The following is a 17,156-nucleotide window of genomic DNA, read 5'->3' as shown; positions in this document are numbered from 1 at the left end:
AGGATTTACAGAAACTTTATGGAAAATTGCATTGATCATCATCGGTTTTAGCGCCCTCATTATGATTAGAAAAGATCTTCTTGACAGCCCGTTTAAATGTGGTGCATAATTTTAAAAAAACAAATGTCAACGGCGATGAAAGGGACTAGTAAACAGATGCTCAGGCGATAGAGAGTGGAATCCGCAGGCTGGAAGATTCCTCGTCTTAGAGGCTGTTGAACCTACCCGGGAGCTCTTGTTATAAAACCAAGCGTTAACCTTCGTTACAGGTTTCAAAGCGGGCATTGATCATTTTGATCCTGCCAATAAAGGTGGTACCGCGGAATCGAGCCATTCCGTCCTTTTAAAGGACAGAATGGCTTTTTGATTTTTGCGGATTGGAGGGAGAACTCGTGCGAAAAAAACGGATTGTGGTGAAAATCGGAAGCAGTTCATTAACGAACGCTATGGGCGGTATTTGCCGGGAAAAACTGGCGGACCATGTTAGGGCATTAGCAAAATTAAAACAACAAGGCCATGAAGTGGTGCTGATTTCGTCCGGTGCGGTTGCAGCCGGTTTTACTGCGTTGAACTATCCCACCCGGCCGGTTTCAATAAAAGGAAAACAAGCAGCGGCGGCTGTCGGGCAAGGACTGCTTATGCAGGCTTATACAGAGGAATTCAAAAAATATCACATGGTGGCCGCCCAGATGCTGTTAACGAGAAGTGATTTTTCCAGAAAACAGCAGTACAGCAATGCTTATGAAACATTGACGGAACTACTCGACCGCTCGGTTTTGCCAATTATCAATGAAAATGATTCGGTTTCCATTGAAGAGTTGACTTTTGGGGACAATGATATGTTGTCTGCTCTAGTCAGCGGTTTGATACATGCTGATTTTCTCATTATCTTGACGGACATTAACGGATTATATGATAAAAATCCGCGCGAAGATCCAACAGCCAAAAAATATTACTACTTGCCAGCCATTACCGATGAGATTCTTGATTTAGCTGATTCTTCCGGATCTAAGTTTGGTACCGGGGGAATGAAGTCGAAAATCGATGCGGCGAAGACAGCTCTTTCTCTCGGAGTCAGTTTATTTATCGGTACAGGAACAGGAGAAAACAAACTAGTGGATATATTAGAAGGCAAGGGAGACGGGACGTATATCGGCTATACTCCCCGAAAAGGAATGACGGCAAATAAGCAATGGATTGCCATTCATTCTTTGGTAAAAGGGCAAGTCGAAATTGATCATGGAGCGGCTGAAGCTCTTTTGGATCAAGGGAAAAGTCTATTGCCTGCCGGAGTGACGGCAGTGAACGGAAGCTTTCGCGCGGGCGATGTGATTGAAGTGGTGAACCCTCGCGGTGAAGTGCTTGGAAAAGGACAAGTGAACTATGATTCCTCAGAATTGCAAGAAATAAAAGGAAAACATAGCGACGAAATCAAACAAAAGTATAACCGCGATCATTGTGAGGTCATTCACCGCGATAATTGGGTGTCTCTGGCTCATTCGAATCGATCACGTTGAAAAAGTGTGGTAAAAAAGGGCGAGGAGGAGAACGAAACGATGACGGAGTTGCTGGAAAAAGCGAAAAAGGCCAAGCAAGCTTCTGCTGAGCTAGCCAGTAAAACAACAAAACAAAAAAATGAAGCGTTAGCTGCTATTTCGAAACAACTAATAGAAGAAATATCCTTTATTCTTGTGGAAAATAAAAAAGACGTTGAGAACGCTCGTGCCAAAGGAATGACAGAGGCATTGATTGATCGCTTGACTCTCAATGAGAAAAGGATTCAAGATATGGCGGACGGCATCCGTCAACTCATTGATTTAAAAGATCCTGTAGGGGAAATTTTGGACAGTTGGGAACGGCCCAATGGACTGCAAATCAAAACAGTGAGAGTTCCACTTGGTGTGGTGGGGATGATTTATGAGGCACGTCCAAATGTGACCGTGGATGCGGCCACACTATGCTTAAAGACAGGAAATGCGGTGATACTGCGAGGCAGTTCATCTGCTCAACATTCCAACATAGCGATTAGTGATTGCATTAGACGAGCCCTTGAAGGAACGGAAATTCCTGCGGATGCTGTTCAATTGTTGGAAGATACTTCAAGAGAAACCGCTCAGCAATTATTTACACTCACGGAATATTTAGATGTGTTGATTCCTCGCGGCGGAAAAAATTTGATCCAATCCGTCGTGGAACAAGCTTCTGTTCCAGTGCTAGAAACAGGTGTCGGAAATTGCCACATTTACATTGATGAATCAGCTGATAAAGAAATGGCCATTGATATCGTCATTAACGCCAAAACTCAACGACCTTCCGTCTGCAATGCGGCGGAGAAGGTTCTCGTCCATGAAAACTGGGCTGCAAAGTATTTTGCGGAACTTGCCAAACGTCTTCAAGATCATGAAGTCGAAGTACGAGGAGATCAAAAAGCCCAACAACTGGCCGTCGGACTGAAGCCTGCAACTGAGGAAGATTGGTCGACCGAGTATTTGGATAAAATTATAGCTGTCAAAATCGTTTCTTCGGTAGAGGAAGCCATTGAACACATTAACCAATATGGAACGAAACATTCAGAAGCCATCATTACAGCTGACGATCAAAATGTAGCGAAATTTTTCAATGAAGTGGATGCAGCAGCTCTTTATCACAATGCTTCCACTCGATTTACAGATGGATTTGAATTCGGGTTTGGTGCTGAAATTGGCATCAGCACGCAAAAATTGCACGCAAGGGGACCAATGGGACTAAAGGCTTTAACGACAACGAAATACTTGATTTATGGAAACGGCCAAATTAGAAACTAATGTGCGAGCATGATGGCCAACAACATACGTTTCCGTTAAGAGATGACAAAGAATGTGAATCAGTGAAATCTAAAATAAATAGGTATAAATTGAAACGAAAAGGATGAAAAAATCAGGCATTTTAGGTAAGATTTCGTAAACACGACTGATTCTAAAGATCTTTTATGCAAGATATCTATTGTTCAGTAGGAAAAAAAGGGGTAAAATCCTTATGGCTGTATCTAACATATATAATAAGCCATAAGGATTTTTCCATTTCAATCGCATGAGGAAATGAAGCTTATCGTGCTTCTCTTAAAACGTATAGAATAAGCTACAGTGGAATCATTTATTATCAAGTAACAAAGTCGGATGGAAAATGGAGAAAGAGATTTCCTTATTCATGATCAGGAAGATCGTTTATAATAGAACTACAAAAAGAACAGCCGCAGTAAAGAGGGGGAGACTATGGACGGATCATTTCTGGCGCGTTCGCTCAGCTCTTTAAAAGGCGATGAGTTGCGTTATCTTTATATTCTTTTTTGCAAAACGAATATTTGGGACATTGTATCCAATAAAACAAAAGATTGGTTATCAAGAGATCATCAAGATCATTTTTTCAAATATATAGAAACGGAAACAAAGAATTGCGCTCCTCTAAGCGAGGATGAGTTGCGTCTTGCTATTTTTTTGCAGTTATTAAAAGTGTTAAAGATTAAAGGTGGACGATTTCACACGGTCTTTGAAATTACAAAAGGATTTGACCAAGTGATTGAAGAGACGTTCCAACTCCTTTCCAAGAAGAACCGGGATTTTTCTGCGTTTGCCAAACAGCATCACTTGGAAAGCCAGCTTGGGATGATTGTGAGTTGGCAATTTAGTCAGCTGTTAAAAGATTTTCACAGGAGGTTGAATGAAGACTCAACCGAATGGTATCAAACGATTGCAGATACACTGAATTCTTTGCCCATAAACGAAAGGCAGCAGTTAAAGTCTATCATGATGATCGATCAGTTCGATTCAGAACAGATACGCCGATGGATAGAGAATGAAGGGATTGTTCAGTTGGTCAACGCTTTAACTTCTGTATCCGGCTATTCATACTTTGGGGAGTTTTTGCAAAGATTTCGGGAGCTGCGATCATTTTCCAACACGGCTTTTAGCCAATTGACAACGGATCCGCTTCTATTCTTTTTGCTTAGTCCGGACTTTTTATATTCGCTTCTCTTTGGACCCAAACTTGTTCCGTTTCGTTATCAGCATTTATTGTTTTCAAACGAATTGGTTCCTTTTGTCCTGTTGGAAATAATGTTGCATGGTTTAGAAGCCCCATATTCTCAATTGGCTGATGTTCAGAATACAGCCGATGTTTGGAGCAAACGATACAGAAATTACATTTCTTTGCTTTTACAATTGGAAAAAAATCGGAGTGAGCAGGAACAGTATAAGAAAGAACGGAACGATTTGGAGAGTGAGCATTCAACCATCTTAACGATGAAAAAAGAAAGTGAAACCTATCTTTCGATCGCAAAAGAAAAACTAAAAAACCAACTAATTGCTGATGAAAATCGTCCTTATTTTGGCGATACGACTGTTGAATACTATCGAATCAAAGAAAAAATGGAAAACATCGACAAGAAGCTGGAGCAAAAGAAAGCGGGTGCAAAAGGAGTGGTCAAGTCCGTAGCTTCTTTTCTCCAATCAAGTTTTTATTTAACTGAAAAGGCACAGTGGGAGAAGAAGTTAAATAAAATATTTGATGAAATGACAGAGTTGACTATTTCGAAATATCCCGACTATGATCCAGTTTTAACACAAGAAATTGAACACTCTGCCTTTAAGAGGGATGAATGTGAAAAACAGCTGACAGAGGCTGAAAAGAAATTGACAGAAGTTGAGCAGCGCATTTCCCAATTAAAGAAAGAAGAACGAGAATTGTTGGCGCGGAAGGAAGAAGCCGAAAAAGAGACGTATGGCCTTAAACAGCTAGGAAAGGACAGGAATCCTAATCTTGCACTTTCTCGAAAACGATAAAGCGGTTCCTGCATAACCACCAAAAATGGTGAATGCGGGAACCGCTCCATCTGAACAACCGATTATTTTTGTTTTTCCAAAAATGACAGTAATTTTCCATAGACAGAGTTTAATACTTTATGCTCTTCTTTTGTCAGCTGTTGAAAAAGCTGCAAATACATTTTTTGTCCCATTTTCATGGCTTCCAAAAGTAAATCTTCTCCAGATTGGTTGATCGCTAAATAAACAATTCTCCTATCTTTTTCATCTGAAATTCGTTCCGCTACTCCGGCTTCGATTAATTTATTGGCGATATTGGTCATGGCTCCTGGTGTAAATCCAAGCCGCGTAGCAAGGTCCGATTGTTTTCTTGGACCTTTTTCCCACAGCTCCGCTAAAACGAGGATTTGAGAAATGCTGATGTTTTTTGGAAACATTTGATTCCAATAAATTAATAATCGGTTGTTCAATAGTTCCATTGTGTGTATAAATGAAAATATGTTCCCTTTTTCCATCCTCATCAATCCTTTTCATTACGCGCTGTATTTCTATTCATAAGATCACCGTTGTTTTTCCGAAAGAGAAAAGAGGCTAAAAGAAGGCGAAATTCTTCACATGAGCAGTATACATGGAAACAACAAGAAAAATCAATTTACTCTTGGAAAGGATTGGAGAAAAGTTTTGCTTTTTATTGGCAAAATTTCCACCTTACCTTTAACTTGTACAAAGACTATCAGCCCATTACTTTCTAATGTTTTAAAAAACTCACTTGCATCCATTCCAATTTATCCATAATATAGACATGGATATCACTTTTGGATTGGGTGACAAGCACAGTGATGAAAAAAGCATTCATTTGGTTTCTTTTTCCATTTATTATTTTGGTCGGTTTCGTGACTTATAAATGGACAAATGGAAAGATTGAGGAAAATGTGAGCATACCGAAGGAATATATTCCGATATATAAAGCTGCGGCACAAAAATACGGGGTACCTTGGGAGCTTTTAGCTGCACACCATCGAGTGGAAACGAAGTTTTCTAAAGGTCCGTTAGTTTCTCCTGCAGGTGCTGAAGGACCGATGCAATTCATGCCATGCACGTTTGTGGGGTGGAAATATCCTGGCTGCGAAGGGAAAGGAAAAGGCAAAATTCCTGAAAAAGATAAAACCAACCCGGCTGTCATTAAAAAATATGGCGGCTATGGTGTGGATGCCAACGGAGACGGCAAGGCGGATCCTTTTGATCTTGAAGATGCAGTATTTAGCGCAGCCAATTATTTAGCACGAAACGGGGCGGCTAATGGACATTGGAAGAAAGCGGTCTACGCTTATAACCATAGTGAGCAATATGTAGAAGAAGTACTTTTTTACACGAATAAATATAAAATGACTGAATCTACAAGCTTTTGAGTTTACATAACTTTTTTATTTGGTAAAATGAACTGTTTTGCCGTTCCCCTTTTCATTTTGCCATCAACAGGGAGAGTTTCATCAATAGATTAGGGAGAGAAGAATATGAAAAAGTGGTTCGCTATCTTTAGTATGTGCGTACTTATTTTGTCTGGCTGTTCGTCAACCGGCGGTCAGCAAAATAAGCATTCATCAACAACAACAAACGAATCTGCTTCTAATGAAGCAGCATCCGATCAGCAGTCGAAAAAAGCCTATGCCGGAACAAATAAATCTTATGTAAAAGGGATACGTGCTGTTGTAGTGCGTGTAGTAGACGGTGATACATTTGTGGCTCGGATGGCAAACGGAAAAGAAGAACGGGTACGGATGATTTTAGTTGATACACCGGAAACGAAACATCCTAGATTAGGGGTTCAACCGTTTGGTCCGGAAGCCTCCGCCTTTACAAAATCACAATTGACCGGTAAAACCGTTACGCTGGAGTTTGATGTTCAAGAAAGGGACAAGTACGGCAGGCTTCTGGCTTACGTGTGGTTAAATCATCAAAATTACAATAAACTGCTGATTGAAAAGGGCCTCGCCCGCGTGGCAGTCTTTCCGCCTAATACAAAATATGTCGATGAATTTAGAGCTGCACAAGCAGTCGCGCAAAGAGAGAAGAAAGGAATCTGGTCTATTGAAAATTATGTAACGGACCATGGATATAATTCGAATGGAAAGGAACAAAATTCATTAACAGGTACAGAGAAATCGTCAACACAAGACCATTCCAAGGGAAGCTGCAATATTAAAGGGAACATCTCCAGTTCCGGTAAAAAAATATACCATATGCCTGGCGACGAATATTATGATGAAACGAAACCGGAAAAAGTGTTCTGTTCCCGTGAAGAAGCGGAAGCTGCAGGATTTCGTCCTTCTCAGCGATAACATCGTCCCAAAAACGAAATGAGTCATCCCGGCTAGGATAAGAGAAGCTGCGCCCATTTAGGGTGCAGCTTTCTTTTGTTTACGTGTTGTTTGTGACATCTCTTTTTCTTGAGAGTATTGAATCTATAAGGATTTTGCATTTCAAACAACGTAGAACAATCAGAAAGATAGACGGATAAAGATATTAGGGGATATAATGGTCCCGTCCGTCCTTTACCTAAAGGAAAGAAATGGCATATACAAATCGTCTTTGTAAATATATTATTTGCGACTTTTATTGATTCTTTGGTTCTCCATTCTTAGCGATGAAATGTGCGAAAGTAATATGGACGAGATTCACAAAAGCTAAAATAATCGATAGCGATCCATCTATGAGTGAGCAAAACTTATGCCATTTTTCTAAAGCCATCTAGTTTACCAGAAAAAGAAAGGAAGAAGAGCGAGGCCGACGATTGCTCCTAATGCAATTCCAACGCCGAAACCACCCCATCCATAGCCATATCTCCAACCATAACCATAACCTCCGTAACGGTTAAAACGACCTCTAGAAAAAGGACGGATGAATACTCTCTCACGATGAACGCGATGAATGATTCCTTCGTGAATCCTACCATCGCGAGTTCTAATACGAACGGCTCTACCCATATGTTTTTGACATAAGGAATGAAAATGGTGTACTGACATAAAGACACCTCCCGCTTCATTATTGATAAAGCTTGCTTTTGACAGAAGCGCTTAGTTTACTTCTGCACGATATACCTGATCACCCAATAGCATTTTCAATGTCAAAAGAACAGCAGGTAATCGAATTCCTTATATAGTATGAAAAAAATGCAAAATAGAAAGGACAAGTATCCTGATTTAAAAAAATAGGCTTTTTTGAAAAAGAAAACATTCTGATTCTGATTCTTATAAAAAGAACTCATAAAAAATTCCGATGTACAGCCAACGGACCTTCCGGAATCTTTCTTGAAAAGATGGATGTGGATAAAAAGTTATCGATAAAATTATTATGTAAACTAAATACCCGAAAAAAGTACTCATTCAAATAGAATGAACAATAAGTTTTAAAAACACGCCGGGGTCACCGGCGTGTTTACTTACATTCCGTGGCCGGGATTATGTTTTTGACGGGTATGGTTTCTGTTTTTGACTTTATGGGAACCGCTTAATGGTTCAGGCTGACCAGTGTGGTGTCCTTTTGGAGCATTTTTTCTCATATCTTTCCCATCGTTTTTGTTCATTTTTATATCCCTCCTTGCTATACCTTATTGTGTGCGATTATTCAAAACAAACACCGAATAATTTGTTGTTTTTGACACAGAATAAAAGTGATTCTCCAATGAAGGAGTTGCTCCATCATGCCTTATCAAAAAAGTAAGCAGAGAGCGTTTCAAGATGCTGAACAGAGAGTTTCTGAAGTCGAAAAAGCATCTCTGGAACTTGAAATCGATTCCGCTGATTTTGGTTCCCAATTATCTCATTTAAAAAATGAGGTAAACAAAGCTTATCAGCAAGTTGAAAATGCTTTAGAAACCGCAACGGAAACTCAAAGAAGGCAATTGGAAAAATACCATGCAGTTTTAACGGATATTGTGGAAAAAGTAAATGAATATGAATAAACAAACATCGCCAACATAGGCGATGTTTGTTTGTCTCGACCATCCCTTTTGGTTTGATTGAGAAGATGTCGTCGTCAGTGTGAAATTTTATTGGTTTTTCTTTCTTTTTTTATTGTTTTGTCTTTGCTGTTCCGTCAGTGGTTCGTTGGAGGACCCTTCGTTGTATCCAGCTCCATCTCCTTGTGATTTGGATGCATTCATTCCGGGAATGACATGGTTTGCTTTTCTTTTGGTCATATGGTGCACCTCCTTATAACTAGCTTGTGGACCCTTGCTGCAAGATATAATTGGAATATTTTAATGCTCGATATCAGAATATTCTGTTTTTTATCGGCATTCATTTTTGGATGATGACCGTAACGTTACGTTGAGAAATTCCGTATTTATATAGCAGAACGCATTGGTCAGCTTTTTAAAGTCCTTCACTGACGAGTTATATATCCTAAACAACCTTGAGAGATAGCTGGAAAGGTTGAATATCTAAAGGAGGGGATGAAGCATGTTTAAACTTTTTTTAGATCCAGGACATGGGGGAAAAGACTCTGGAGCAACGGGAAACGGCCTTATGGAAAAAAATATTACACTAAAAATTTGTCAACTGATTCGAGACAGACTGCAGAACGATTATGAAGGAATTGCCATTCTCATGAGCCGTTCAGGGGATTCTTATCCGACATTGACTGCCAGAACAGAGAAAGCCAACGCTTGGGGGGCAGACTTTTATTTATCTGTTCACGTTAATTCCGGAGGAGCAACAGGATTCGAATCTTTTATCTATCCGGGCGTCGGACAACCTACCACTTCGTATCAAAATACCATTCATCAAGAAATTATAAAAGCAACGGGGTTCTATGATCGAGGGAAAAAGCAGGGGGACTTTCATGTTCTTCGCGAAAGCCGAATGCCGGCGCTTTTAACGGAAAACGGCTTTATTGATAATACTGAAGATGCGACAAAGCTGAAAGATCCCAGCTTTATTGAAAAAATAGCAAAAGGTCATGTTCAGGGGATTGTAAAGATCGCCAACTTAAAACCTATAACACCAAAGGATTCTGCTGGTTAATCGGCTATGGCCGATAAAGCGCTTAGCAGCACGTATTAAAGATCATGTCATCCATTGAATGATTATTGCTTAACAAGATAGGACCGTTTTAAACTACTGCAAATCTTTAAGCGAAACAGGGAGGCTGTCTCGATTTTTGACAACCTCCCTGTCTCTATTCCCTTCTTCATACAACTGTGAAAATGAATCATGAAAAAACGTCCCGGGCGAGATTCGAACTCGCGACCTACAGCTTAGGAGGCTGTCGCTCTATCCTGCTGAGCTACCGGGACACTGATAAAAATTATAAGGTGAATTAGAACGAAGGTCAATAACTTTATCAAAATAAGTTGGAGAATAAGGAGAAAAGTAGGTGACCGTGTAATCTTTTCCATGGCAAGTTTTCTTATCTACAGAATAAACATCCTTTTAAATATATGTCTTTTGGAAAGTGATGATCGTACCCAATTTCCATTTTTATGCTCACTTTATGCTATGTTTCGATAATCATCCAGTGTTGATGAAAACCAAGACGGGTTCAAAAAATTATTATATGAAAAAAACAAACCATCCAATCTTATACCATTATTGTAAACGGAATGACCTGATGATAAAAAATCCGATCGAACCGAAAAGGATGAGAAGAAATATAGGTAAATCCCAAGTTTCTAAAACGACATCGCGTCCATAGGCAATATTCACATCTTTCCAACTGCAATAAGCAATATAAAGGAGGATTTCATTTTTTACAACGTTGATCATAGTACTTGCGTTTTTGTATTGCCGTTCTATATTTTCTTCCGTTAAAACAACCATGTAATTATAAAGGTGTGGGAATTTTTCGAGAATTGCAAGCCCCATCCATAAAATGGCGCCTGTAATCGGGAGGAAAAAAATAGCCTCTTTGCTGCCCCATTTGTCTATTTCTCCGACCAAGTTATAATGAATTGGAACTCGATTCGGCAAGGAAGACCAGTGCATGAATAAGTGCATAACACTTCCGATGTACACTAATAATGAAATAATGTTTAGAATGTTTCCTAATGGCGTCTTTTTTAATTTTAATGCAGGACGCTTTCGAATTTCCATTTTGATCGCCTCCGATGTTTATGGTTAACTAATTAAAATACGGGCAATGACCGTTAAAGTTTCAAGAGAAATTTGAAAAATGAAGAGAAAAAATGATGCCTATGATTGGGCATTCATATCGACACAATTTGTCGATATAAGGAAAACTTATGAAAAACAATAACATTCTTGTTATTTACTTATGTTAGCGCTTGTATTAAGATGAACATATAAGAAAAGTTTGAATTTCCATTCAAACTTTTCGCTGCATAGTCTTACATAACAGAAGAGGGGGAATTGGGATGACAAACGACGTTTTTAACGCTCGTTCATCATTCGAAGTGAATGGTAAACGATATCATTATTATCGTCTAGCGGCTTTAAAGGATGCCAATGTGGCAGATGTCAGCCGCTTGCCATATTCGATCAAAGTATTATTAGAATCAGTTCTCCGCCAATATGATGGCAGAGTCATTAAAAAAGAACATATTGAAAATTTGGCGAAATGGGGTTCAAAAGACGTAGAGGGCGGAGAAGTTCCGTTCAAACCATCCCGCGTTATTTTGCAAGATTTTACAGGTGTACCAGCGGTTGTAGACCTGGCTTCATTGCGTAAAGCGATGAGCGATATGGGTGGAAAACCAGAAATGATCAATCCGGAAATTCCGGTGGATCTTGTCGTTGACCATTCTGTTCAAGTCGACAAATATGGAACTTCTGACGCTTTGGAAAAAAACATGGAATTGGAATTTGAACGAAATGCTGAACGATACCAATTCTTAAACTGGGCACAAAAGGCCTTTAAAAACTATCGTGCAGTTCCGCCGGCAACCGGGATTGTCCACCAAGTAAACCTTGAATATCTTGCAAGTGTGGTTCACGTAAAAGAAACAAGCCCGAACGAATATGAAACTTATCCAGATACTCTAGTAGGTACGGATTCCCATACAACCATGATCAACGGACTTGGTGTATTGGGATGGGGCGTAGGTGGTATCGAAGCAGAAGCTGGTATGCTTGGACAACCTTCTTATTTCCCAATTCCTGAAGTCATTGGTGTCAAATTAACAGGAGAACTGCCAAACGGTTCGACTGCGACAGACTTGGCGTTAAAAGTGACTCAAGTACTTCGTCAAAAAGGCGTGGTAGGAAAATTTGTTGAATTCTTCGGTCCGGGTGTTTCTAAGCTGCCGCTTGCCGACCGTGCTACCATTGCCAATATGGCGCCTGAATATGGGGCAACATGCGGATTCTTCCCGGTAGATGACGAATCGTTAAGCTATCTTCGCTTGACTGGACGCGAAGAAGAACATGTCCAAATTGTTGAAAAATACTTAAAAGAAAATGATATGTTCTTTAATCCCAAAGAAGATCCAATCTACACAGACGTAGTAGAAATCAATCTTTCTGAAATTGAGTCGAATTTGTCGGGTCCAAAACGCCCACAAGACTTAATTCCGCTTTCAAAAATGCAATCTTCTTTCCGTCAAGCCGTTACAGCACCACAAGGCACTCAAGGTTTCGGGTTGACGGAAAAAGAATTTGATAAAGAAGCCGTGGTGAAGTTCGAAAACGGCGAAGAAGTGACTATGAAAACGGGAGCAGTGGCGATTGCAGCTATCACTTCCTGTACCAATACATCTAACCCTTATGTATTGATCGGTGCCGGATTGGTGGCAAAAAAAGCCGTTGAAAAAGGGCTGAATGTACCGAAATATGTCAAAACTTCTTTAGCTCCTGGATCTAAAGTGGTAACTGGTTATTTACGCGACTCCGGCTTGCTAAGCTATCTTGAAAAAATCGGATTTAACCTTGTTGGTTACGGATGTACAACGTGTATCGGCAACTCCGGACCGCTTCTTCCGGAAATTGAAAAAGCAATTACGGATTCCGACCTCTTCGTGACATCTGTATTGTCCGGAAACCGCAACTTTGAAGGTCGTATTCATCCGCTTGTAAAAGCAAACTATCTTGCTTCGCCTCCATTAGTTGTGGCTTACGCACTTGCCGGAACAGTGGATATCGACTTGCAAAACGACCCAATCGGAAAAGACAAAGATGGAAACGATGTATTCTTTAAGGATATCTGGCCTTCTTCCGATGAAATTAAAGAAGTCGTTCAACGTACGGTAACTCCAGAATTGTTCCGTAAAGAATATGAACGTGTTTTCGATGACAACGCCAAATGGAATGCGATTAAAACCAGCAATGAACCACTTTATAATTGGGATCCAAATTCGACTTACATTCAAAACCCTCCATTCTTTGAAGGGCTTTCTGAAAATCCTGAAGAAATTAAACAGCTTACAGGTTTGCGTGTAGTCGGAAAATTCGGCGACTCCGTTACAACAGACCATATTTCGCCTGCAGGAGCCATTGGCGTAAATACTCCGGCAGGAAAATATTTACGCTCCAAAGGCGTAGAGCCGCGCAATTTCAACTCGTACGGCTCCAGACGTGGCAACCATGAAGTCATGATGCGTGGAACATTTGCCAATATCCGCATCCGCAACCAAATCGCTCCTGGAACGGAAGGCGGATTTACGACTTATTGGCCGACAGGAGAAGTAATGCCAATTTATGATGCATGCATGAAATATCAACAAGACGGAACGGGTCTAGTCGTTCTCGCCGGAAAAGACTATGGAATGGGTTCTTCCCGTGACTGGGCAGCAAAAGGTACGAAACTTTTAGGAATTAAAACCGTTATCGCTGAAAGCTACGAACGTATTCACCGTTCTAACCTTGTGATGATGGGTGTTCTCCCTCTTCAATTCAAACAAGGTGAAAATGCGGAAGTTCTTGGCTTAACCGGTAAAGAAACGATCGATGTTCATATCGACGATAATGTCAAACCTCATGACATTATTAAAGTAACGGCAACGGACGAAAACGGCAATAAGAAAGAATTCGAAGTGATGGTTCGTTTTGATTCAGAAGTAGAACTTGACTATTACCGTCACGGCGGAATTTTACAAATGGTTCTTCGTCGCAAATTTGAACAATTAAAACATGCGTAATCCTTCTTAAAAAGAGGTTGACAAAATTTTGTCAGCCTCTTTTTCTTTGTCTTCTAACATTTATGGACAGGCATATAATAGGACAAAGCATATTCGAAAGGAATGTGTCAGCATGATCAAAATAAAATGGGGAGTCCTATTGATTGCTTGTCTTCTGCTGATGGCTGCGAGCCAGCAACTGAAAGCCGATCCATTTCCGGAAAATGCAAAGAAAGAAGAGAAGAATCAATCCAATCTAATGGAAAAGACAGGTAAACAAGATCAGCGTCTAAAGAAAGGAGATCGTCTTCCTGGTTTAAAAATAGGTGAAAACGCACCGGATTTTACGCTGACGACTTTAAAGGGAGAGCGGATACGCTTAAAAGAGAGAAAAGGACAAAAGATTATCATCAACTTTTGGGCTACGTGGTGTCCACCTTGTAAAGAAGAAATTCCGGTTTTGCAGAGATTTTATGAACAAAATAAAGGATCAGTGGAATTGTTGGCAGTCAATATGGATCCTGAATCAAATGTTACACAGTTTGCCCGGAAATATGGCATATCGTACCCTATTCTTTTAGATCAAGACGGCAAAGTGAATGAAACATATAAAGTAGCGGCTATTCCGACAACTTATGTCATTGATGAAAATGGAGTGATCATCCATAAACATATTGGAAATTTACAACTTCAGCAAATGATCAATTGGCTAAAATAATAAAAAATTTTGCAAATTTGTTTATACTCTTTCTTCCACTTGGCCATACTAAAAATCAACAGCACTAACAACGGAGGGAAAACAATGAGAAAAATCAGAAAAAGATCCTTTCATGAATTAGTAAGAGAGAATCGTCAAGCGCTTCTTCATGATCAACAAGCGCTGGATAAGATCGAGGAGAGGCTTGAGGCACGACTGGAAATGAGACGAATGGAAAAAGCGGAATAAATTTTTGCGTTATAATCCCCCCAGAACAGGAGAAACTTTATGTCAAGGGGGAATTTTTTTATGAGCAATCCACATAAAAAAAGCAAATATTTTGTGCCGGATCATTTAGGCACCCAGCCTCGTGCAGCAGGAGGCAACAAAGGCAAAAAAATGCAAGACAAATCAGGACACCACGCACAAGTGATCCAGACGAAAGGCGAGTAAATCCAGCTCTCAATATATGACGACAAGGAGGATGTTTCATGACCAATCATCGTCCAAATCCAGACGATCGCAGTGACAATGTAGAAAAATTGCAAAACATGATTCATCATACGATTGAAAACATGGAAAGAGCAGAGGAATCAATGGCCTATACAGATTCCGAAGAACAATTAGAAAAAATTAAAGAAAAAAATGAACGCCGTCGTCAAAGCATCGAGGGATTCCGGAATGAAATAAAAGACGAAGCTTCCAATCAGCAAACAGAATAACAAATTTAGGGCTGACTCACTTGAGTCGCCCTTTTCTTATGCCATCAGAAGCAGTTTAAAAGCGAATGATCGAGTATTGTGATAAAATATCAATGGCTTGAAGTGAGAGTGTTCATGCTTATTTCGGAAAAAAATGAATCGAAATGATTACATACGGGTACACCGCGGAAACGGAAAAAGGGGAAACGTCTCCTTTTACGATGAAATGCTGTTTCTGTAAAGTGTAAAGATTAGGTTCTTTCGATTTCGCTGTAAAAAGAACATTCCCGAACGACACGAAGCATGAGAACGATCTAAAATGCCTGTCCAAGCAATATCCGTAGGCAAGGAGGGACGGTTATGGCATTTGGAATCAAAAGGGAAGAACTGTTAAATTGGAAACATCGAATTGAAAATGGCGAAATTGCTTTTTTAACACATTTTTGGTTGGACAGCCGCTTTCCTGATTGTCACAGTGTGACGAAAGTAGGGTGTAATGACCTTGAAAAGTTAGCCAAATGGGGGAAAAAATACGGTTTGAAAAAAGAATGGATTCACATTCGACGAGACGGTTACTCCCATTTTGATCTTCTTGGGGAAAAACAAAAAGAAATCCTTCAATCAGAAGGATTGACAGACCATATTCGGCATTTTCGCCTTTAGGTTCAACGTTTTCCGTTAATTCTTCCAGGGCGGTCTCTAAAAGAAATTCTTTTGGGGCCGCCCTATAATTTTTTACGATTGAAGCGTATATTGATAAATCGGTTCATCCAATTTTTCGCTATAATCCACATAAAGATCATGTTCGTCGAAAAACCAGAGGTCTTTTTCATCTACATAATATACAACCCCGTTATATTCTGCTTTCGCTCCAATCTGGATGGGTTCTTCTTTTGAAACTCCCAGTGAAAATCCTTGATGAAGCGGACTGGACCCGCCGTAACGGGCAAAGAATCGTACGAATTCTCCTTTTTTCACGCCCATTTCATCCTCAAACCACTCAAGCGCTTTTTTGGATATCTGAATATTCATCTTAAATACACCTCGTTTTGTTTTGGATTAGATCCAATACTTATCTCATAGTTAGTTTACCTTTCTTGGCCAAAAAAGAACAACCAATAAGCACGTCGAAGCTGACCCGTTTCCTTCTACTCTTATTCGCGAATACGATCGTTCGAATATCGGATCAACGTTCTCTCTGTAGATATATAATGTCGTAATGGCACTCCCAGAAAAAAAGAGCCTTTTGTGATAAGGCTCTTTTTTCACATCCATTTAATTTTTGGCTCCGTTTTATTCAGAATTCTTTTGACGTTTGCTCGGTGGCGGAAAATAACAAAGGATGCCAAGAACAATACGACAATGATCAAGGGGATATCCCCTTTAAAGAAAGTATAGATCACAGCGATTATGGAAACGATGATGGAGGAAAGCGATACATATTTGGATATGTATAAGCTAATCAAAAAGGCTACGACTAATAATAGGAATAAGACCGGCTCGTACGCCAGCAGTACTCCCCCTGATGTAGCCACTGCTTTTCCTCCTCGAAATCCGGCAAAAACGGGAAAGCTGTGCCCAACGGCAGCTGCCATACCTGCGATCAGAGGATGCAAGTCTGCACCGAACCAGATTGGAAGCAAAGTAGCGAGCGTGCCTTTTAGGATATCAGCGATAATCACGACAGATCCTGCTTTTATTCCAAGTGTGCGGAAAGCGTTGGTTGCTCCTAAATTTCCGCTTCCATGTTCGCGGATATCCACACCATAAAATATCTTTCCCACAATCAAGCCAGATGGAATGGAACCAAGCAGATAAGCTATTAAAATAAAGACTACATATTCCATTCTGGTCATTGCCCCTTTTTCCGAACTATGTTGTTATCGGTTTTT

Annotated in this window: 19 protein-coding genes, 1 tRNA gene, 1 pseudogene and 1 other annotated feature; of the genes and pseudogenes, 13 read left to right on the top strand and 8 right to left on the bottom strand. The window is 40.1% G+C overall.

Features of this window, described 5'->3' with window-relative positions:
* Nucleotides 1-126 precede the first annotated feature (126 nt).
* Nucleotides 127-346, top strand: a binding site (T-box leader).
* A 46-nt stretch (nucleotides 347-392) separates the two neighbouring features.
* The 3 genes from proB (at nucleotide 393) to BSM4216_RS08015 (ending at nucleotide 4,817) form a co-directional block, all read left to right on the top strand.
* The gene (proB, locus tag BSM4216_RS08025; RefSeq protein WP_048623375.1) at nucleotides 393-1,517 is read left to right on the top strand and encodes a glutamate 5-kinase; all 1,125 of its coding nucleotides are present in this window, start codon (nucleotides 393-395) and stop codon (nucleotides 1,515-1,517) included.
* 39 nt (nucleotides 1,518-1,556) lie between these two features.
* Complete coding sequence (locus BSM4216_RS08020) at nucleotides 1,557-2,804, top strand: glutamate-5-semialdehyde dehydrogenase (protein WP_048623374.1); 1,248 nt, start codon at nucleotides 1,557-1,559, stop codon at nucleotides 2,802-2,804.
* Between the two features lie 447 nt (nucleotides 2,805-3,251).
* A complete protein-coding gene (locus BSM4216_RS08015; RefSeq protein WP_048623373.1) occupies nucleotides 3,252-4,817 on the top strand; it encodes a hypothetical protein in 1,566 nt (521 codons plus the stop codon).
* Nucleotides 4,818-4,879: 62 nt separating this feature from the next.
* Here the strand turns inward: BSM4216_RS08015 and BSM4216_RS08010 are convergent, their stop codons facing one another.
* On the bottom strand, nucleotides 4,880-5,311 hold the full coding sequence (locus tag BSM4216_RS08010) for a MarR family winged helix-turn-helix transcriptional regulator (protein ID WP_003352937.1): 432 nt from the start codon (nucleotides 5,309-5,311) through the stop codon (nucleotides 4,880-4,882).
* Nucleotides 5,312-5,635: 324 nt separating this feature from the next.
* Here BSM4216_RS08010 and BSM4216_RS08005 point away from each other — a divergent pair, with 324 nt between their 5' ends.
* Together BSM4216_RS08005 and BSM4216_RS08000 are read left to right on the top strand one after the other, a co-directional pair.
* Nucleotides 5,636-6,205, top strand: coding sequence for a lytic transglycosylase domain-containing protein (locus BSM4216_RS08005; protein ID WP_040340921.1), 570 nt, complete (start codon nucleotides 5,636-5,638; stop codon nucleotides 6,203-6,205).
* Between the two features lie 105 nt (nucleotides 6,206-6,310).
* Nucleotides 6,311-7,135, top strand: coding sequence for a thermonuclease family protein (locus tag BSM4216_RS08000; protein ID WP_048623372.1), 825 nt, complete (start codon nucleotides 6,311-6,313; stop codon nucleotides 7,133-7,135).
* 414 nt (nucleotides 7,136-7,549) lie between these two features.
* Here BSM4216_RS08000 and BSM4216_RS07995 read toward each other — a convergent pair whose 3' ends face one another.
* Nucleotides 7,550-7,819 carry a hypothetical protein gene (locus tag BSM4216_RS07995; protein WP_048623371.1) on the bottom strand — a complete coding sequence of 90 codons (270 nt, stop codon included), beginning with the start codon at nucleotides 7,817-7,819 and terminating at the stop codon, nucleotides 7,550-7,552.
* Nucleotides 7,820-8,235: 416 nt separating this feature from the next.
* Nucleotides 8,236-8,379, bottom strand: a complete 144-nt coding sequence (locus tag BSM4216_RS07990; protein WP_003352931.1) for a small acid-soluble spore protein P — start codon at nucleotides 8,377-8,379, stop codon at nucleotides 8,236-8,238.
* A 117-nt stretch (nucleotides 8,380-8,496) separates the two neighbouring features.
* Between BSM4216_RS07990 and BSM4216_RS07985 the strand changes: the two genes are divergently transcribed.
* Entirely contained in the window at nucleotides 8,497-8,757 is a 261-nt protein-coding gene (locus tag BSM4216_RS07985; protein WP_003352930.1) for a hypothetical protein, read from the top strand.
* Between the two features lie 87 nt (nucleotides 8,758-8,844).
* On the opposite strand, the gene sspO is transcribed toward BSM4216_RS07985, so the two are convergent.
* Nucleotides 8,845-8,994 (bottom strand): small acid-soluble spore protein O, encoded by a 150-nt coding sequence (gene sspO, locus BSM4216_RS07980; protein WP_048623370.1) that lies wholly within the window; start codon nucleotides 8,992-8,994, stop codon nucleotides 8,845-8,847.
* Between the two features lie 262 nt (nucleotides 8,995-9,256).
* Here sspO and BSM4216_RS07975 point away from each other — a divergent pair.
* Nucleotides 9,257-9,790: pseudogene (locus BSM4216_RS07975) on the top strand (N-acetylmuramoyl-L-alanine amidase family protein); the annotation flags it as partial.
* A gap of 228 nt (nucleotides 9,791-10,018) precedes the next feature.
* Here BSM4216_RS07975 and BSM4216_RS07970 read toward each other — a convergent pair.
* Both BSM4216_RS07970 and BSM4216_RS07965 read right to left on the bottom strand, forming a co-directional pair.
* Nucleotides 10,019-10,092, bottom strand: a tRNA-Arg gene (locus BSM4216_RS07970).
* 292 nt (nucleotides 10,093-10,384) lie between these two features.
* On the bottom strand, nucleotides 10,385-10,888 hold the full coding sequence (locus tag BSM4216_RS07965; RefSeq protein WP_048623368.1) for a DUF1648 domain-containing protein: 504 nt from the start codon (nucleotides 10,886-10,888) through the stop codon (nucleotides 10,385-10,387).
* A 281-nt stretch (nucleotides 10,889-11,169) separates the two neighbouring features.
* On the opposite strand from BSM4216_RS07965, the gene acnA reads away from it, so the two are divergent.
* From acnA to BSM4216_RS07940, 6 genes are all read left to right on the top strand, one after another.
* On the top strand, nucleotides 11,170-13,887 hold the full coding sequence (gene acnA, locus BSM4216_RS07960; RefSeq protein ID WP_003352926.1) for an aconitate hydratase AcnA: 2,718 nt from the start codon (nucleotides 11,170-11,172) through the stop codon (nucleotides 13,885-13,887).
* 112 nt (nucleotides 13,888-13,999) lie between these two features.
* Nucleotides 14,000-14,584 carry a peroxiredoxin family protein gene (locus BSM4216_RS07955; protein WP_048623367.1) on the top strand — a complete coding sequence of 195 codons (585 nt, stop codon included), beginning with the start codon at nucleotides 14,000-14,002 and terminating at the stop codon, nucleotides 14,582-14,584.
* Between the two features lie 84 nt (nucleotides 14,585-14,668).
* Nucleotides 14,669-14,812 carry an FbpB family small basic protein gene (locus BSM4216_RS16285; protein ID WP_082142289.1) on the top strand — a complete coding sequence of 48 codons (144 nt, stop codon included), beginning with the start codon at nucleotides 14,669-14,671 and terminating at the stop codon, nucleotides 14,810-14,812.
* A 60-nt stretch (nucleotides 14,813-14,872) separates the two neighbouring features.
* Nucleotides 14,873-15,016: an acid-soluble spore protein N gene (locus BSM4216_RS07950; RefSeq protein WP_040340887.1), complete on the top strand. Its 144-nt coding sequence runs from the start codon at nucleotides 14,873-14,875 to the stop codon at nucleotides 15,014-15,016.
* Between the two features lie 38 nt (nucleotides 15,017-15,054).
* A complete protein-coding gene (gene tlp, locus BSM4216_RS07945) occupies nucleotides 15,055-15,285 on the top strand; it encodes a small acid-soluble spore protein Tlp (RefSeq protein ID WP_003352922.1) in 231 nt (76 codons plus the stop codon).
* A 339-nt stretch (nucleotides 15,286-15,624) separates the two neighbouring features.
* Nucleotides 15,625-15,927 carry a hypothetical protein gene (locus tag BSM4216_RS07940; protein ID WP_048623366.1) on the top strand — a complete coding sequence of 101 codons (303 nt, stop codon included), beginning with the start codon at nucleotides 15,625-15,627 and terminating at the stop codon, nucleotides 15,925-15,927.
* 72 nt (nucleotides 15,928-15,999) lie between these two features.
* Here BSM4216_RS07940 and BSM4216_RS07935 read toward each other — a convergent pair whose 3' ends face one another.
* Together BSM4216_RS07935 and plsY are read right to left on the bottom strand one after the other, a co-directional pair.
* Nucleotides 16,000-16,296, bottom strand: coding sequence for a HesB/YadR/YfhF family protein (locus BSM4216_RS07935; protein ID WP_048623365.1), 297 nt, complete (start codon nucleotides 16,294-16,296; stop codon nucleotides 16,000-16,002).
* A gap of 233 nt (nucleotides 16,297-16,529) precedes the next feature.
* Nucleotides 16,530-17,111 (bottom strand): glycerol-3-phosphate 1-O-acyltransferase PlsY, encoded by a 582-nt coding sequence (gene plsY / locus BSM4216_RS07930; protein ID WP_040340886.1) that lies wholly within the window; start codon nucleotides 17,109-17,111, stop codon nucleotides 16,530-16,532.
* Nucleotides 17,112-17,156 lie beyond the last annotated feature (45 nt).

Source organism: Bacillus smithii (assembly GCF_001050115.1).
GTDB classification, from domain to species: Bacteria; Bacillota; Bacilli; order Bacillales; family DSM-4216; genus Bacillus_O; species Bacillus_O smithii.
This window is presented reverse-complemented; position numbering and strand designations above follow the sequence as displayed.

Bases quoted from the DNA above. Each gene is read 5' to 3' on its own strand.
- BSM4216_RS08020 (WP_048623374.1), top strand. From the start codon at position 1,557: ATGACGGAGTTGCTGGAAAAAGCGAAAAAGGCCAAGCAAGCTTCTGCT.
- BSM4216_RS08015 (WP_048623373.1), top strand. From the start codon at position 3,252: ATGGACGGATCATTTCTGGCGCGTTCGCTCAGCTCTTTAAAAGGCGAT.
- BSM4216_RS08010 (WP_003352937.1), bottom strand. From the start codon at position 5,311: ATGGAAAAAGGGAACATATTTTCATTTATACACACAATGGAACTATTG.
- BSM4216_RS08005 (WP_040340921.1), top strand. From the start codon at position 5,636: ATGAAAAAAGCATTCATTTGGTTTCTTTTTCCATTTATTATTTTGGTC.
- BSM4216_RS08000 (WP_048623372.1), top strand. From the start codon at position 6,311: ATGAAAAAGTGGTTCGCTATCTTTAGTATGTGCGTACTTATTTTGTCT.
- BSM4216_RS07995 (WP_048623371.1), bottom strand. From the start codon at position 7,819: ATGTCAGTACACCATTTTCATTCCTTATGTCAAAAACATATGGGTAGA.
- BSM4216_RS07990 (WP_003352931.1), bottom strand. From the start codon at position 8,379: ATGAACAAAAACGATGGGAAAGATATGAGAAAAAATGCTCCAAAAGGA.
- BSM4216_RS07985 (WP_003352930.1), top strand. From the start codon at position 8,497: ATGCCTTATCAAAAAAGTAAGCAGAGAGCGTTTCAAGATGCTGAACAG.
- sspO (WP_048623370.1), bottom strand. From the start codon at position 8,994: ATGACCAAAAGAAAAGCAAACCATGTCATTCCCGGAATGAATGCATCC.
- BSM4216_RS07965 (WP_048623368.1), bottom strand. From the start codon at position 10,888: ATGGAAATTCGAAAGCGTCCTGCATTAAAATTAAAAAAGACGCCATTA.
- acnA (WP_003352926.1), top strand. From the start codon at position 11,170: ATGACAAACGACGTTTTTAACGCTCGTTCATCATTCGAAGTGAATGGT.
- BSM4216_RS07955 (WP_048623367.1), top strand. From the start codon at position 14,000: ATGATCAAAATAAAATGGGGAGTCCTATTGATTGCTTGTCTTCTGCTG.
- BSM4216_RS16285 (WP_082142289.1), top strand. From the start codon at position 14,669: ATGAGAAAAATCAGAAAAAGATCCTTTCATGAATTAGTAAGAGAGAAT.
- BSM4216_RS07950 (WP_040340887.1), top strand. From the start codon at position 14,873: ATGAGCAATCCACATAAAAAAAGCAAATATTTTGTGCCGGATCATTTA.
- tlp (WP_003352922.1), top strand. From the start codon at position 15,055: ATGACCAATCATCGTCCAAATCCAGACGATCGCAGTGACAATGTAGAA.
- BSM4216_RS07940 (WP_048623366.1), top strand. From the start codon at position 15,625: ATGGCATTTGGAATCAAAAGGGAAGAACTGTTAAATTGGAAACATCGA.
- BSM4216_RS07935 (WP_048623365.1), bottom strand. From the start codon at position 16,296: ATGAATATTCAGATATCCAAAAAAGCGCTTGAGTGGTTTGAGGATGAA.
- plsY (WP_040340886.1), bottom strand. From the start codon at position 17,111: ATGGAATATGTAGTCTTTATTTTAATAGCTTATCTGCTTGGTTCCATT.